Genomic DNA, 14,455 nt, shown 5'->3' with positions numbered 1-14,455 from the left:
GTGAGATCTCTCCGAAGTGATCCGAAGGGTCAGGCGTTGGGGGCGAGTTCGGTGCCGGCGCCGCGGCGGCGGACCTTGACGAGGTCGCTGCGGAGTTCGTCGCCGGATCCGCCGGACTCGCCGGACTCGCCGGATCCGGTGGTGTCCTCGGTCGGCTCGGCGGAAGCGGTCTCCGCCGGAGCGTGGGAGTGCCCGCCGCACGGGCCGCAGCCGCCGCCGCTGCCGCAGGCCGAGGCCGCGGTGCCGCAGCCGCCGCCGGCCTGGGCGGCCTCGGCGACGTCGGCGCGGTGCCGCGGCAGGGTGGCCTCGCCGGCGCCCTCGACCTCGAAGCCGGCGTCCTTGATCATGTCGAGGTCGGTCTGGCCGGCCTGGCCCTCGCTGGTCAGGTAGTCGCCGAGGAAGATGGAGTTGGCGATGTGCAGGCCGAGCGGCTGCATGGTGCGCAGGTGCACCTCGCGTCCGCCGGCGATCCGCACCTCGGTGTCCGGGTTGACGAAGCGGACCATCGCGAGGATGCGCAGGCAGCGCTGCGGGGTGAGGTTCCACTCCTTGGCGAGCGGGGTGCCCTCGAACGGGATCAGGAAGTTCACCGGGACGGAGTCCGAGCCGAGCTCGCGCAGCGCGAACACCACGTCGACCAGGTCCTCGTCGCTCTCGCCCATGCCGGCGATCAGGCCGGAGCAGGCGGACAGGCCCGCGCCGTGCGCCTTCTGCACGGTGTCGACCCGGTCCGCGTAGGTGTGGGTCTTGGTGATGGTCCCGTAGGTGCCCTCGGAGGTGTTGAGGTTGTGGTTGTAGGCGTCCGCGCCGGCCGCCTTGAGCCGCTCCGCCTGGTTGTCGGAGAGCAGGCCCAGGCAGACGCAGATCTCGACCTCGGGGTCGGCGTCCTTGATGGCGGCCATGGTGTCGGTGACCCGGTCGATGTCGCGGTCCGTCGGGCCGCGGCCGCTGGCGACCAGACAGACCCGCTTGGCGCCGCCGGCCACGCCGGCGCGCGCGGCGTCGGCGGCCTGGTCCGGCTTGAGCCAGGTGTACTTGAGGATCTCGGCCTTGGACCCCAGCCGCTGCGAGCAGTACGAGCAGTCCTCCGGGCAGAGCCCGCTCTTGAGGTTCACCAGGTAGTTGAGCTTGACCCGGCGGCCGAACCAGCGGCGGCGCACCTTGCCGGCCGCGGCGACCACGTCGAGCAGCTCGTCGTCGGTGGTGGCGAGGACGGCCAGGGCCTCCTCGCGGGTCGGGACGTCGCCGCGCAGGCCCTTGGCGGTGAGGGTATCGAGCAGATCCATGGGGCGATCCTGCCTGCTCGTGATCGAGCGGCGCCAGAGCAAACCCGCCAGAAGATCGGTGTGAGGATGTGCCGATTGCCACAGTGTCGAAGGTCACGGCTCCGCCGCTGGTCACGAGCTTGACGTGAACCCGGGGTGAAGGTTACTGGCGAGTAGTCGACGTGGCCCGCGGCCGGTGATCCACAACCCCCGACCCCGTGACCCAGGCCACCCCCGCGGTGCTTAGAATCTGCGCCATGACCACGCAGGGGGAGCACACCCCGACTCCGGGAGAGGGCCGGGAAGGCCGGACAGGGCAGCGGGTCGGCGGGGGCGCCGACGCGAAGGGCAGCGACGGCAAGGGCAGTGACGCCAAGGGGGCCGACGCCAAGGGCAGCGACGCCAAGGGCGCCGACGCCAAGGGCACCGACGCGAAGGGCGCCAACGCCAAGGGCACCGACGCCAAGGGCGCCGGCACCGGCGAGGGCGCTGCCGCCGGAAGCGGAACCGGAACCGGCCCGGAGGCCGGCAACGGCACCGAGTCCCGCAACGGCGCCGAGTCCGGCAACGGCGCCGAGTCCGGCGACGACGGCAGCACCGGGACCGAGACCGGCACCGGGACCGGCCGTGGCCGTGGCCGACGGCTGAGCCGCCGCCGGGCGGCCGGCTGGATCGTCGTGGCCGGCGTGGTCGTGGTCGGCGGATGGATCATCACCCGCCCGATGCCCGGCGACTACATACCGGGCCTCGGACCGTCCACCGGGGACACGGCCGGGACACCGCCGGTGGTGGGCACCCCGCCGCCGCGCGTCGACACCGAGAACCTCAACGTCGACAACTTCTTCCCCGCCCAGCGGCCGGTCGAGGTGGCGGGCTACAAGGCGCGGCGCAACGGCGCCCGGCAGGGCGAGAACTGCGCCGAGACGCTCCAGGACCGCGCCCAGGACCCGCTGAAGGACAGCGGCTGCCAGGCCTACCTGACCGTCAGCTTCGCCGGCCAGGACCGCCCGGTGCTCAGCAGCGTCACCATGCTGCGCTTCCCCGACCAGGCCGCCGCCGCCAGGGCCGCCGAGGCCCTGCGGGCCAAGCCCGGATCGGTCGCCTTCATCCTCGCGGACGCCAGCACGGCCCCCGCCCTGGCCCCCGGCAGCAAGCCCGGCGGCGACCCCCGGGTCGAGGTGGTCGGGCACTACGTGACGGTCACCAGCTCGCGGACCGGCGACGGCCGCACGCCGGCCCCGACACCGACCGCCCCCGCCCCGACGCCGACCGCCCCCGCCCCGACGCCGACCGGCTCGGCACCCAGCGCCGAGCAGAGCCTGGACGAGGCCACCCGCGCCATCTCGTACGCGGCGGGCGCGCCGTTCGCCTGGATGTGACGCACCCCGCGACGGGACGGATCCGGTGACGGGACGGATCCGGTGATGTGACGGACCCGCCGCGCGGAGGCGACGAACGCCCGAGGGGGCCCGGTGCTCTGGGCCCCCTCGGGCGTTCTGCGAGCCGTCAGCCGTCAGCCGTCAGCCGTCAGCCGTCAGCCGTCAGCCGCCGAGCCGGTCCACCGCGGTCACCCGCAGTACCGCCCGGCCCTCCTCGTCCGAGCCGAACAGGTCGACCTCGGCGCTGATGCCCCAGTCGTGGTCGCCCTCCGGGTCGTCGAAGATCTGCCGGACCCGCCAGGCGGAGTCCTCCTCCTCGATGATCAGCATCTTCGGGCCGCGCGCGTTCGGGCCGGTGCCGAGGTCGTCGTACTCCTCCCAGTACCCGTCCATGGCGTCCGCCCAGCGGTCCGCGTCCCAGCCGTACTCGCCGTCCAGGTCGGCCAGTTCCTCGTAGTGCTCCAGCGCGCACAGCTCGACCCGGCGGAACATCTCGTTGCGGACCAGCACCCGGAAGGCGCGCGCGTTCGCCGTGACCGGCGCCGGCTTGTCGTCCAGCCGCACCTCGGCGGCCTGCGGCTCGGTCGGGTTGGCCAGCTGCTCCCACTCGTCCAGCAGGCTGGAGTCGACCTGGCGGACCAGCTCGCCCAGCCAGGCGATGACGTCCTTCAGGTCGTCGGTCTTCACGTCCTCGGGGACGGTCTGCTCCAGCGCCTTGAACGCGCCCGCCAGGTAGCGCAGCACGATGCCCTCGGTGCGCGCCAGCTCGTAGAAGCCGACGTAGTCCGAGAAGGTCATCGCCCGCTCGTACAGGTCGCGGACCACCGACTTCGGCTGCAGCTGGTGGTCGCCGATCCACGGGTGCGCCCGGCGGTACACCTCGTAGGCGTGGGTGAGCAGCTCCTCCAGCGGCTTCGGGTACGTGATGTCCTGGAGCCGCTCCATCCGCTCCTCGTACTCGATGCCGTCCCGCTTCATCTCGCCGACGGCCTCGCCGCGCGCCTTGTTCTGCTGCGCGGCGAGGATCTGGCGCGGGTCGTCGAGCGTCGCCTCGACGACGGAGATCACGTCCATCGCGTACGAGGGCGAGGTCGGGTCGAGGAGTTCGAAGGCGGCCAGCGCGAAGGTCGACAGCGGCTGGTTGAGCGCGAAGTTCTCCTGGAGGTCCAGGGTGAGCCGCACGATCCGGCCCTCGGCGTCCGGCTCCGGCAGCCGCTCCACCACGCCGCCCTCCAGCAGCGAACGGTAGATGGCGATCGTGGTGCGGATGTGCCGGCGCTGCGCGGCCCGGTCCTCGTGGTTGTCGGTGAGCAGCTTGCGCATCGCCTCGAACGCGTTGCCCGGGCGGCCGATCACCGACAGCAGCATCGCGTGGCTCACCTTGAACCGGGACACCAGCGGCTCCGGATCGGCGCCGATCAGCTTGTCGAAGGTCTCCTCGGTCCAGCCGACGAAGCCCTCCGGGGCCTTCTTGCGCACCACCTTGCGCTTCTTCTTCGGATCGTCCCCGGCCTTGGCGATCGCCTTGTCGTTCTCGATCACGTGCTCCGGCGCCTGCGCCACCACCTGGCCGACGGTGTCGAAGCCGGCCCGCCCGGCCCGCCCGGCGATCTGGTGGAACTCGCGGGCCCGCAGGATGCGTACGCGCTGTCCGTCGTACTTGGACAGGGCGGTGAACAGCACCGTGCGGATCGGCACGTTGACGCCGACGCCGAGCGTGTCCGTCCCGCAGATCACCTTCAACAGGCCCGCCTGGGCGAGGCGTTCGACCAGCCGGCGGTACTTCGGCAGCATGCCCGCGTGGTGCACGCCGATGCCGTGGCGCACGTAACGCGACAGGTTGCGGCCGAACTTGGTGGTGAAACGGAAGCCGCCGATCAGGTCGGCGATGGCCTCCTTCTCCGCCTTCGAGCACATGTTGATGCTCATCAGCGACTGCGCCCGCTCCACCGCCTCCTTCTGGGTGAAGTGCACGACGTAGACCGGCGCCTGGCCGGTCTGCAGCAGCTCCTCCAGGGTGTCGTGCATCGTGGTGCGGCGGTACTCGTAGAACAGCGGCACCGGGCGGGTCGCGTTGCGGACCACCGTGGTCGGACGGCCCGTCCGGCGGGTCAGGTCCTCCTCGAAGCGGCGGACGTCGCCCAGCGTCGCCGACATCAGCAGGAACTGCGCCTGCGGCAGCTCCAGCAGCGGGATCTGCCAGGCCCAGCCGCGGTCCGGCTCGGCGTAGAAGTGGAACTCGTCCATGACGACCTGGCCGATGTCCGCCCGGGTGCCGTCGCGCAGCGCGATCTGGGCGAGCACCTCGGCCGTGCAGCAGATGATCGGCGCGGTCGGGTTCACGCTCGCGTCGCCGGTCATCATGCCGACCTGCTCGGTGCCGAACATCTTCACCAGGTCGAAGAACTTCTCCGACACCAGCGCCTTGATCGGCGCCGTGTAGAACGTCCGCTTCCCCTCCGCCAGGGCCGCGAAGTGCGCGCCCGCCGCCACCAGGCTCTTGCCCGAGCCGGTCGGCGTCGCCAGGATCACGTTGTTCCCCGAGACCAGCTCGATCAGCGCCTCCTCCTGCGCCGGGTACAGCGTGATCCCCCGCTCCTCCGCCCAGGCTGCGAACGTCTCATACAGCGCGTCGGGAGTGGCGGGCTTCGGCATCAGATCAAGGAGGGTCACCCGGCTATCTTGCCTGTTCGCCGCCACCCCCGGCAAAGCCCGGGGCCGGTGGGACACGGCGACTCCGTTGTGGTGACCGGCCAGGGGCCCGCGCCGATCATGTGCTGAGTGGCACATTGATCCCACTTCCGACGACGTGCCACAGTGCGGGACATGAGCCAGCCCCTCGCGTCCGACCCGCATTCCACCGTCCTCGCCCCCGAGACCGTCTTCGACTGGCTCGACGAGGCCGCCGCGCTGCGCGCCGACGCCGGACTGACCCGGACCCTGCGCAGCCGGCCGGCCGAGGACCCGGTGCTCGACCTCGCCGGGAACGACTACCTGGGGCTCACCAGGCACCCGGTGGTGACCCGGGCCGCGGCCGACGCGGCACTGCGGTGGGGCGGCGGCTCCACCGGCTCACGGCTGGTCACCGGCACGACCGCGCTGCACACCGAACTCGAACAGGAACTCGCCGAGTTCTGCGGAGCCGAGGCGGCACTGGTGTTCTCCTCCGGGTACACCGCCAACCTCGCCGCGCTCACCGCGCTCACCGACCCGGACACCCTCATCGTGTCCGACGCCTACAACCACGCCTCGCTGATCGACGGCTGTCGGCTCTCCCGCGCCGACGTCCACCGCGCCCCGCACAGCGACCCGGCGTCCGTGGCCGAGGTCCTCGCCGCGCGGGCACAGCGGCGGGCACTGGTCGTCACCGACTCGGTCTTCTCGGTGGACGGCGACGCCGCCCCGCTGCCCGCCCTGTCCGAAGCCGTCCGCGCGAACGGCGCCGCCCTGCTCGTCGACGACGCCCACGGCCTGGGCGTCCTCGGCCCCGGCGGCACCGGCGCCCTCGCGGCCGCCGGCCTCGCCGGGCGGCCCGACACCGTCGCCACCGTGACCCTCTCCAAGTCCCTCGGCTCCCAGGGCGGCGCCGTCCTCGGCCCCGCCCGGGTGATCCGCCACCTCACCGAGACCGCCCGCACCTTCATCTTCGACACCGGCCTCGCCCCGGCCGCCGCCGGCGCCGCCCTCGCCGCCCTGCGCCTGCTGCGCGCCGAACCCGCCCGTGCCGAACGCGCCCGCGAGGTCGCCCGCACCCTCGCCCGGCAGCTCACCGCCGCCGGACTGCACGCCTGCGAACCGGACGCCGCCGTGGTCTCCGTCCGCGCCCCCGGCCCCGAGGCCGCCGTCGCCTGGGCCGCCGACTGCCGCCGCGCCGGCCTCGCCGTCGGCTGCTTCCGCCCCCCGTCCGTCCCGGACGGCATCTCCCGGCTGCGCCTGACCGCCCGGGGCGACCTGACCGACGGGCAGATCGCCGACGCGGTCCGGATCATCGCCGAACTGGCCCCCGCGGGCGCCCGGCGCGGATAACCGTTCGGCGGGGCGCGCGTCGGCGGGCAGGATGGCGGCATGCCGGATCTGCTGTGGGAGGACGTCGCGTGGCTGCTCGACCCTTCGGGCGGGGGAACGCTCCCGGACGTCTACGTCCCCGACACCACGGCGGCGGACTGGCAGGCCGTGCTCGACCTCGTCGTGGAGCACGGCTGGTCGTACGAGTACGCCGAGGGGAGCACCGTCCTGCCGCTGCCGTCGGCCGGGACGGTGCTGGCGCGCCCGGCCGACGCGGAGTGCCCGAGCCTGCGCGTGTGGCCGGTCGCCGACGTGTGCGCGATCTTCCGATTCCTCGCGGACGAGCAGATCGACTTCGACGTCTCGCTGTGGGAGCTGCAGGGCCAGGAACGGATCGACGTGCTGTGGGGGTTCCTGGCCGCGATCGGGTGACGACTGGGCAAGTCGGTGCCGATGTACTTCGAGGGCGACACCCGGACGCCGTTCCTCGGGTACGACGTCGAGGCCGACCGGGTCCGGGTGCTGTGGACCGGGCGGGACGGCTGAGCGCCGCCCCGGCGGGCCCTACGGTCGGCCCGTGACCAGCAGGGCCTCCGCGCCGACCGGGCGGTAGCCCGCGGCCTGGAAGGCGCGGACGCTGGGGGCGTTGCCGGGGGCCTGCTGGGCCCAGACGGTGCCGCCCTCCGGGAGCAGGTGGCGGGCGGCGGTGGCGAGGGCGCGGCCGAGGCCGCGGCCCTGGGCGTGCGGGTCGACCTCGACGGCGCACTCCCAGCGGCCGGCCACGCCATGGCCGAGGACCAGGACGCCGCCGTCGGCCGTGAACACCCGGACGTCATCGCGGTAGCGCAGGGCGCGGACCACCCGGGGGTGCTCGCGGTCGTGTTCCTCGGCGAGCGGCAGCGGCGGTTCTCCCGGCAGGGCGTCGGCGGCCGACAGCAGGTCGATGTTGTTGACCACCCGGCCGGTACGCGCCGCGAGGGCGGTCAGGAAGGGCGGGCAGAGCGGCGCGGAGAGCGGGTCGCCCGGGTCGGCGGCGAGTGTGTCGTGCACCCACGCCGGGTCCTGGTCGGTGAAGACGACCGCGTGGGCGGCGAAGGAGATCACCCCGGCCTCGCGCGGGGACGGCTGCGGGAGTACCGTCACCGATCCGTCCGGCGGCGGGAACACCCCGCCCGCCGCGTCCGCCAGGATCTCGGCCAGTCCCCGCCCGTCCAGTCCCTTCCCGTCCAGTCCCCGCACGTCCATCCGGTCCCCCCGTTCGTCGAGAGCGCCAGCCTATGCCGCGGCTACTTCCTGCGGGCGCGGCTCGGCTGGACCCGGGTGGGTTCGCCCGCGGCCTTGGGGTGGTCGGGCGGGTAGGGGAGTTCGCCGAGGCCCTCGTCGTGGAGCTGCTTGTCGTAGAGCTCCAGCAGGGCCTCCAGACGGAAGGCCTGGCCGTCCATCTCCGCGTTGAGGTCGCCGAGTTCGGCGAACCGGGCGGGGACGGTGCGCAGGTCGAAGTCCTCGGGGGAGGCGTCGTCGAGCTCGTCCCAGCGCAGCGGGGCGGAGGCGGTGGCGCGGGGGCGGGCGCGCAGGGAGTAGGCGGAGGCGATGGTGCGGTCGCGGGCCATCTGGTTGTAGTCGACGAAGATCCGTTCGCCGCGCTCCTCCTTCCACCAGGCGGTGGTGACCTTGCCGGGCATCCGCTGCTCCAGCGCGCGGCCGAGGGCGATCACCGCGTGCCGGCCGTCGGTGAAGGTCCACTCGGGTACCAGCGGCACGTACACGTGCAGGCCGCGCCCGCCGGAGGACTTGGGCCAACCGCGCAGCCCGTGCTCCTCCAGCAGGGCGCGCAGTTCGTGGGCGGCGCGGACGGCGTCGTGGAAGTCGGTGCCGGGCTGCGGGTCGAGGTCGATGCGCAGCTCGTCCACGTGGTCGGTGTCGGCGCGCCGCACCGGCCAGGGGTGGAAGGTGAGGCAGCCGAGGTTGGCGGCCCAGAGCACGGCGGCGGGCTCGGTGGGGCAGATCTCGTCGGCGGAGCGGCCGCTGGGGAACTCGATCCGGGCGGTGGGCAGCCAGTCCGGCAGGCCCTTGGGCGCGCGCTTCTGGTAGAAGAACTCGCCGTCGACGCCGTCCGGGAAGCGCTGCAGGGTGGTGGGGCGGTCGCGCAGGCCGCGCAGGACGCCGTCGGCGACGGCCAGGTAGTACTGCGCGACGTCCAGCTTGGTGAAGCCGCGCTCCGGGTAGTACACCTTGTCCGGGTTCGACAGCCGGACGGTGCGCCCGGCGACTTCCAGTTCCACGGCTGAGCCCATGCCCCTCACGCTAAGCGCGCGGGGCTCCGCGCGCCCCCGGAGTCCGGCGCGCGCCCGGGGGAGAACCGGGCGAGGATCGGACGCATGGACCTGCCCGTGATGCCGCCGGTGGCCCCGATGCTCGCGAAATCGGTGGCCGACATCCCGCCCGGGATGCAGTACGAGGCCAAGTGGGACGGCTTCCGCGCCATCGTGTTCCGCGACGGCGCCGAGGTGGAGCTCGGCAGCCGCACCGGCAAGCCACTGACCAGGTACTTCCCCGAACTGGTGGAGGCCTTCACGCGTGAGTTGCCGCCGCGCTGCGTGCTGGACGGCGAGGTGGTGATCGCCCGGGACGGGCGGCTGCGCTTCGAGGAGCTGCTGGAGCGCATCCACCCCGCCGCGAGCCGGGTGAAGCTGCTCGCCGAGCAGACCCCGGCCTCCTTCGTCGCCTTCGACCTGCTCGCCCTCGGCACGGACTCCCTACTGGACGAGCCGCTGTCGGCGCGCCGCCCGGCGCTGGAGGCGGCGCTCGCCGACGCCGCCGACCCGGTGTTCACCGCCCCCGCCGCCACCGACCGCGACCTCGCGCGGACCTGGTTCGCCGAGTACGAGGGCGCCGGGCTGGACGGGGTGGTCGCCAAGCCGCTGGACCAGCCGTACCGGCCGGGGGAGCGGACCATGTTCAAGATCAAGCACGGGCGCACCGCCGACTGCGTGGTGGCCGGCTACCGCGAGCACAAGAGCGGCCCGGTGGTCGGCTCCCTCCTGCTCGGCATCAACGACGCGGACGGGAGGCTGCAGCACGTCGGCGTCTGCGCCGCCTTCTCGATGGCCCGCCGCCGCGAACTCGCCGAGGAACTGGCCCCGTTGCGGATGGACGACCTCTCCCGGCACCCCTGGGGCGACTGGGCGGACGAGGCCGCGCACGCGGAGGGCCGACTGCCCGGCGCGGTCAGCCGCTGGACCGGCGGCAAGGACCTGTCGTGGATCGCGCTGCGCCCCGAGCGGGTGGTCGAGGTCGCGTACGACCACATGGAGGGCACCCGGTTCCGGCACACCGCGCAGTTCCGCCGCTGGCGGCCGGACCGCACGCCGGAGAGCTGTACCTACGCGCAGTTGGAGGAGCCGGTGTCGTACGACCTGTCCCGGGTGCTGGGGATCTGAGGAGCCGGGGAGCCGGGGAGCCGGGGAGCCGGGCTCAGGGGGGCGGGGGATCCGCAGGGTCCGGCCGAACGCCGGGCCCGGACCGGCTGATCGGTCCGGGCCCCGGCGTCGACGGGGTGCGGGGGTCAAACCCGCACGGTGGAGCTGGAGTTGCCTGCGGGGAGGGAGGGGGAGCCCGACCCGGAAGCCGGGCCCGACGTCGAGCGCGAGGGCGAACCCGACCCCGAGGACGAACCCGAGCCGGGTGCCGACGGCGCGGCCGTCGCCGGCGGGAGCGAGTAGACGTTCCGCGGCGAGATGATCCTGGTGATCTCGTTCGCGAACACCGAGGACGGCTCCGAACCCTGGTACAGCACATCGGTGTTGAGCAGCATCACCAGCGTGCTCCGGGCCTGCGGCAGGTACACCGCCACGCTCTCGTAGCCCGGCATCGAGCCGTTGTGGCCGATCCACCCGTTGTTGTCGAACAGCCCGAAGCCGTAGCCCACGCCGGGGTCGCCGGTCGGCAGCGTCTTCAGGCGTTCGGCCTGGGTGGCGGGCGTGACCAGTGCGCCGGTGGCCATGGTCTTGGCCCAGCTCTCCAGGTCGGCGAGGGTGGTGATGACGGCGCCGGCGGTCCAGGCCCAGGACGGGTTCCAGTTGGTGGCGTCCTCGATCGCGCCGGTGGGCGTCTGGTCGGTGTAGCCGTGGGCGTGCGGGTCGGGCATGGTCCCGTCGACGGGGAAGCTGGTCCGGCTGAGGGCGGCCGGGGTGAACACCTGGTCCTGGAGGAAGGCGCCGGCCGTCTGCCCGCCGACCCGTTCGATCAGCTTGCCCAGGATGATGTAGTTGCTGTTGTTGTACTGGAACTGGGTGCCGGGCGGGAAGACCGCGGGGTGCTTGTAGCCGTAGGCGAGCAGTTGGTCCGGGGTGAACACCCGGTTCGGGTCGCTGATCAGGGCGTTCACGAAGTCCGGGTCGGAGCTGTACGGGAACAGGCCGCTGCGCATCTCGCCGAGCTGGCGGACGGTGATCGCGTCGCCGCCGGGGACGCCGTCGACGTACGCGGAGATCGGGGCGTCCAGGTTGACCTTGCCCTGGTCCACCAGCCGCAGCACCGCGGTCGCGGTGAAGGTCTTGGTCTCGCTGCCGATCCGGGAGAACAGCCCCGGGTCCATCGCCGCCCCGGTGGTCTTGTCGGCGATGCCGAAGGACTTCTGGTACGTCCCGCCGGGCGTGAGGATCCCGACCGAGATGCCGGGGACGGCGGTGCGGGCCAGCACCTGCTGGATCGTGGAGTCCAACTGCGCGGTGACGGCCGGGGTGAGCGGCACCACCGCGCCCGGGGACACGGTCGCCGAGGTGGTGGGGGAGGGGCTGAGCGCGGCGGGCTCGGCGGCGACCGCCGGGTCGCCGGCCGGCCGGGCGGGCTTCGCGGCGCCGGAGCAGGCCGCGGTGGCGAGCAGGCCGGTCAGGGCCAAGGCGGCGGCGGTCGTGCGGGCGGCGGCCGGTCGGGGCCGGCGGGTCTCGGTCATGGTGTGGACAGCGCCTCTCTGGGGCGGACGGCCCCGTGGCGGAGGCCCCGGAGCCGTCGCTCCGCGGGGCCGGGGCGCCGCTCCACGGGGCCGAGGGGGAGCGCCGTCACCGTAAGCACCGCCGCCTCCGGGCCGCGCGCGGGTCGGCTCGCGGCTGATCCGAACGGGCCCGCGGCTGATCCGAACGGGCCCACCGCCGGCCGGGTGCCGCTGCCCGGCCCGCGGGGCGCTGTCAAGTACCCCGGTGTGCCGCTCGGTTGGTGTCGTGACCGCCGCCCCGCGCTCGGCCGAACGAGTGAGCACCGGCACGCCGCACCCGCCGCCGGCCGCCGCTCGGGCACGATCGTTCAGCCCAGCTGTGGCCGCCCTTAAGAATTCCTCGATGGACCGCACCCCCTCCCACCAGGCAGATTGCTGCCTGTCCGGAGTGCGCCCGTCAGGAGCGGCCACCGGGCCACCCCGGCCTGCCCGACCCTCGAAGGCCGTCCCACCCGCACGTCAGGAGCCGCCGCCCGTGAAGGCACTCGTCAAGCAGAAGGCCGAGCCCGGCCTCTGGATGATCGACGTCCCGAAGCCCGAGATCGGCCCCGGCGAGGTGCTGATCAAGGTGCTGCGGACCGGTATCTGCGGCACCGACCTGCACATCCGCAAGTGGGACGGCTGGGCCCAGCAGACCATCAGGACCCCGCTGGTGCTCGGCCACGAGTTCGTCGGCGAGGTCGCCGAGCTCGGCGCCGGCGTCGCGGACATCGAGATCGGCGACCTGGTCAGCGGCGAGGGCCACCTGGTCTGCGGCAAGTGCCGCAACTGTCTGGCCGGCCGCCGCCACCTGTGCCGCAACACCGTCGGGCTGGGCGTCAACCGCGACGGCGCCTTCGCCGAGTACGTGGCGCTGCCCGCCTCCAACGTCTGGGTGCACCGGGTGCCGGTCGACCTGGACGTGGCCGCGATCTTCGACCCCTTCGGCAACGCCGTGCACACCGCGCTGTCCTTCCCGCTCGTCGGCGAGGACGTGCTCGTCACCGGCGCCGGCCCGATCGGCATCATGGCCGCCGCCGTCGCCAAGCACGCCGGCGCCCGCAACGTGATGATCACCGACGTCTCCCCGTACCGCCTCGACCTGGCCCGCGAGGTCGGCGTGACGCTGGCGCTCAACGTCGCCGAGCACACCATCGAGGAGGGCCAGCAGAAGCTCGGCCTGCGCGAGGGCTTCGACGTCGGCCTGGAGATGTCCGGCCGCCCCGAGGCGATGCAGTCGATGATCGCCAACATGACGCACGGCGGGAAGATCGCCATGCTCGGCCTGCCGGCCGACGACTTCGCCGTCGACTGGGCGCGGATCGTCACCTCGATGATCACCATCAAGGGCATCTACGGCCGAGAGATGTTCGAGACCTGGTACGCGATGTCCGTGCTGCTGGAGGGCGGCCTGGACCTCAGCCCGGTGATCACCGGCCGCTACCCCGCCACCGACTTCGAGGCCGCCTTCGACGACGCCGCGAGCGGCAACTGCGGCAAGATCATCCTCGACTGGACCGCCTGAGCCACCCCGCCGACGCAAAAGGAGCCTGTTGTGTTCGACAACGTGCGCGCCGACATCGCCACCACCCTCGACGAGATCCGCGAGGCCGGCCTGTTCAAGCCCGAGCGGGTGATCGGGAGCCCGCAGAGCGCCGCGGTCACCGTCACCGGCGGCGGCAAGCCGGGCGAGGTGCTGAACTTCTGCGCCAACAACTACCTCGGCCTGGCCGACCACCCCGAGGTGCTGGCCGCCGCCAAGGACGCCCTGGACCGCTGGGGCTACGGCATGGCCTCGGTCCGCTTCATCTGCGGCACCCAGGACGTCCACAAGGAGCTGGAGGACCGCCTCTCGACGTTCCTCGGCCAGGAGGACACGATCCTCTACTCCTCCTGCTTCGACGCCAACGGCGGCGTCTTCGAGACCCTGCTCGACGCCAACGACGCCGTCATCTCCGACGCGCTCAACCACGCCAGCATCATCGACGGCATCCGGCTCAGCAAGGCCCGCCGCCACCGCTACGCCAACCGCGACATGGCCGACCTGGAGAAGCAGCTCCAGGACACCCAGGACGCCCGCCGCCGCCTGATCGTCACCGACGGCGTCTTCTCCATGGACGGCTACGTCGCCCCGCTGCAGGAGATCTGCGACCTGGCCGACCGCTACGACGCCATGGTCATGGTCGACGACTCGCACGCCGTCGGCTTCGTCGGCGCGGGCGGCCGCGGCACCCCCGAGCTGCACGGCGTGATGGACCGCGTGGACATCATCACCGGCACCCTCGGCAAGGCCCTCGGCGGCGCCTCCGGCGGCTACGTCGCCGCCCGCCGGGAGATCGTCGCCCTGCTGCGCCAGCGCTCCCGCCCGTACCTCTTCTCCAACTCGCTGGCCCCGGTGATCGCGGCCGCCTCGCTGAAGGTGCTCGACCTGGTCGAGCAGTCCAACGAGCTGCGCGAGCGGCTGGCGGCCAACACCGCGCTGTTCCGCACGAAGATGACCGAGGCCGGGTTCGAGATCCTGCCCGGCGACCACCCCATCGCCCCGGTGATGATCGGCGACGCCGCGAAGGCCGGCAAGCTCGCCGAACTGCTGCTGGAGCGCGGCGTGTACGTGATCGGGTTCTCCTACCCGGTGGTCCCGCACGGCCAGGCCCGGATCCGGGTGCAGCTGTCCGCGGCGCACTCCACCGAGGACGTCGAGCGCGCCGTCGCGGCCTTCGTGGACGCGCGCACCGCGCTGGGCGAGTAGCACCCCGGGGCTGAGGCCCCACACCGGACGGGCCCGGCAGGGGCCCGCACAGACTGCCCGCGGGCCGGTCCGCTCGGAACCGGAC

At 73.2% G+C, this 14,455-nt stretch carries 10 protein-coding genes and 1 pseudogene; 6 read left to right on the top strand and 5 right to left on the bottom strand.

The window, feature by feature from the left end; translation table 11 throughout:
• Positions 1–29 precede the first annotated feature (29 nt).
• On the bottom strand, positions 30–1,286 hold the full coding sequence (bioB, locus tag ACFV04_RS32420; RefSeq protein ID WP_380340574.1) for a biotin synthase BioB: 1,257 nt from the start codon (positions 1,284–1,286) through the stop codon (positions 30–32).
• 236 nt (positions 1,287–1,522) lie between these two features.
• Between bioB and ACFV04_RS32415 the strand changes: the two genes are divergently transcribed.
• Positions 1,523–2,644: a hypothetical protein gene (locus ACFV04_RS32415; RefSeq protein ID WP_380534363.1), complete on the top strand. Its 1,122-nt coding sequence runs from the start codon at positions 1,523–1,525 to the stop codon at positions 2,642–2,644.
• Positions 2,645–2,806: 162 nt separating this feature from the next.
• Here the strand turns inward: ACFV04_RS32415 and ACFV04_RS32410 are convergent, their stop codons facing one another.
• The gene (locus ACFV04_RS32410; RefSeq protein WP_380340607.1) at positions 2,807–5,299 is read right to left on the bottom strand and encodes a DEAD/DEAH box helicase; all 2,493 of its coding nucleotides are present in this window, start codon (positions 5,297–5,299) and stop codon (positions 2,807–2,809) included.
• 171 nt (positions 5,300–5,470) lie between these two features.
• Between ACFV04_RS32410 and ACFV04_RS32405 the strand changes: the two genes are divergently transcribed.
• Together ACFV04_RS32405 and ACFV04_RS32400 are read left to right on the top strand one after the other, a co-directional pair.
• Positions 5,471–6,670, top strand: a complete 1,200-nt coding sequence (locus ACFV04_RS32405) for an 8-amino-7-oxononanoate synthase (protein ID WP_380340578.1) — start codon at positions 5,471–5,473, stop codon at positions 6,668–6,670.
• 39 nt (positions 6,671–6,709) lie between these two features.
• A pseudogene (locus ACFV04_RS32400) lies at positions 6,710–7,195 on the top strand (hypothetical protein).
• An 18-nt stretch (positions 7,196–7,213) separates the two neighbouring features.
• On the opposite strand, the gene ACFV04_RS32395 reads toward ACFV04_RS32400, so the two are convergent.
• Together ACFV04_RS32395 and ligD are read right to left on the bottom strand one after the other, a co-directional pair.
• Positions 7,214–7,894, bottom strand: a complete 681-nt coding sequence (locus tag ACFV04_RS32395) for a GNAT family N-acetyltransferase (RefSeq protein WP_380340581.1) — start codon at positions 7,892–7,894, stop codon at positions 7,214–7,216.
• Positions 7,895–7,935: 41 nt separating this feature from the next.
• Entirely contained in the window at positions 7,936–8,943 is a 1,008-nt protein-coding gene (gene ligD, locus ACFV04_RS32390; protein WP_360262923.1) for a non-homologous end-joining DNA ligase, read from the bottom strand.
• An 84-nt stretch (positions 8,944–9,027) separates the two neighbouring features.
• Here ligD and ACFV04_RS32385 point away from each other — a divergent pair, with 84 nt between their 5' ends.
• On the top strand, positions 9,028–10,089 hold the full coding sequence (locus ACFV04_RS32385) for an ATP-dependent DNA ligase (protein WP_380534360.1): 1,062 nt from the start codon (positions 9,028–9,030) through the stop codon (positions 10,087–10,089).
• 125 nt (positions 10,090–10,214) lie between these two features.
• Here the strand turns inward: ACFV04_RS32385 and ACFV04_RS32380 are convergent, their stop codons facing one another.
• The gene (locus ACFV04_RS32380; protein ID WP_380534358.1) at positions 10,215–11,603 is read right to left on the bottom strand and encodes a serine hydrolase domain-containing protein; all 1,389 of its coding nucleotides are present in this window, start codon (positions 11,601–11,603) and stop codon (positions 10,215–10,217) included.
• A 514-nt stretch (positions 11,604–12,117) separates the two neighbouring features.
• On the opposite strand from ACFV04_RS32380, the gene tdh reads away from it, so the two are divergent.
• The gene (tdh, locus tag ACFV04_RS32375; RefSeq protein WP_360262917.1) at positions 12,118–13,146 is read left to right on the top strand and encodes an L-threonine 3-dehydrogenase; all 1,029 of its coding nucleotides are present in this window, start codon (positions 12,118–12,120) and stop codon (positions 13,144–13,146) included.
• Between the two features lie 30 nt (positions 13,147–13,176).
• Positions 13,177–14,370 (top strand): glycine C-acetyltransferase, encoded by a 1,194-nt coding sequence (locus ACFV04_RS32370; protein WP_380340593.1) that lies wholly within the window; start codon positions 13,177–13,179, stop codon positions 14,368–14,370.
• The last annotated feature ends 85 nt before the right edge of the window (positions 14,371–14,455 follow it).

The sequence above is a fragment of the Kitasatospora sp. NPDC059599 genome (assembly GCF_042735125.1).
Lineage (GTDB): Bacteria > Actinomycetota > Actinomycetes > Streptomycetales > Streptomycetaceae > Kitasatospora.
This window is presented reverse-complemented; position numbering and strand designations above follow the sequence as displayed.